The organism is Lederbergia wuyishanensis (assembly GCF_022900255.1).
Taxonomy (GTDB): Bacteria; Bacillota; Bacilli; order Bacillales; family Bacillaceae_C; genus Lederbergia; species Lederbergia wuyishanensis.
Genome location: NZ_JALIRM010000027.1, coordinates 1 through 881, shown reverse-complemented (window position 1 = coordinate 881; position 881 = coordinate 1). Strand labels below are relative to the sequence as shown.

Annotated in this window: 2 tRNA genes and 2 rRNA genes; all 4 read right to left on the bottom strand. The window is 48.8% G+C overall.

The features are described from left to right. Positions 1-265, bottom strand: a 23S ribosomal RNA gene (locus MT489_RS22040); the annotation flags it as partial. Between the two features lie 223 nt (positions 266-488). Beyond that, positions 489-564, bottom strand: a tRNA-Ala gene (locus MT489_RS22035). A gap of 43 nt (positions 565-607) precedes the next feature. Beyond that, positions 608-684, bottom strand: a tRNA-Ile gene (locus MT489_RS22030). 89 nt (positions 685-773) lie between these two features. Next, positions 774-881, bottom strand: a 16S ribosomal RNA gene (locus MT489_RS22025); the annotation flags it as partial.

Below are 881 nucleotides of genomic sequence, written 5' to 3'. Positions count from 1 at the left end.
TTTCCGTTTCGCTCGCCGCTACTCAGGAAATCGATTTTTCTTTCTCTTCCTCCGGGTACTTAGATGTTTCAGTTCCCCGGGTCTGCCTTCCATTTCCTATGTATTCAGAAATGGATACTGCCCCATTACGGGCAGTGGGTTTCCCCATTCGGAAATCTCCGGATCAAAGCTTGCTTACAGCTCCCCGAAGCATATCGGTGTTAGTCCCGTCCTTCATCGGCTCCTAGTGCCAAGGCATCCACCGTGCGCCCTTTCTAACTTAATCATTCGGTCAAAAAATTAGCGACGCATTTCTTCGTCAGCTGCCTTCACTCACATCCTCACGCATCGATGATGCGCTCCGGTGCTCGCTCAGTTGCTTCCTCGAACTGCTTGCTTCTTTTTCGCCGACCTAAAGGTCTGCATATCTTATGGTTTATTTCCATAAGGTGATGTTTCTTGGTTTGTTACTTCTCTATTATCTGGTTTTCAAGGAACGAAAAATTAATTGGTGGAGCCTAGCGGGATCGAACCGCTGACCTCCTGCGTGCAAGGCAGGCGCTCTCCCAGCTGAGCTAAGGCCCCATTAAAATAGAAAAACCCCATTACAAATAACATAAATGTGGGATGGTGGGCCTGAGTGGACTCGAACCACCGACCTCACGCTTATCAGGCGTGTGCTCTAACCAGCTGAGCTACAGGCCCACATTTATATATAAAAAGAATTTGATCCTTCAAAACTGAACAAAACGAAACGTCTTCTGATCAGCACTCGGCTGATCTAGATTCCTTAGAAAGGAGGTGATCCAGCCGCACCTTCCGATACGGCTACCTTGTTACGACTTCACCCCAATCATCTGTCCCACCTTCGGCGGCTGGCTCCAAAAGGTTACCCCACCGAC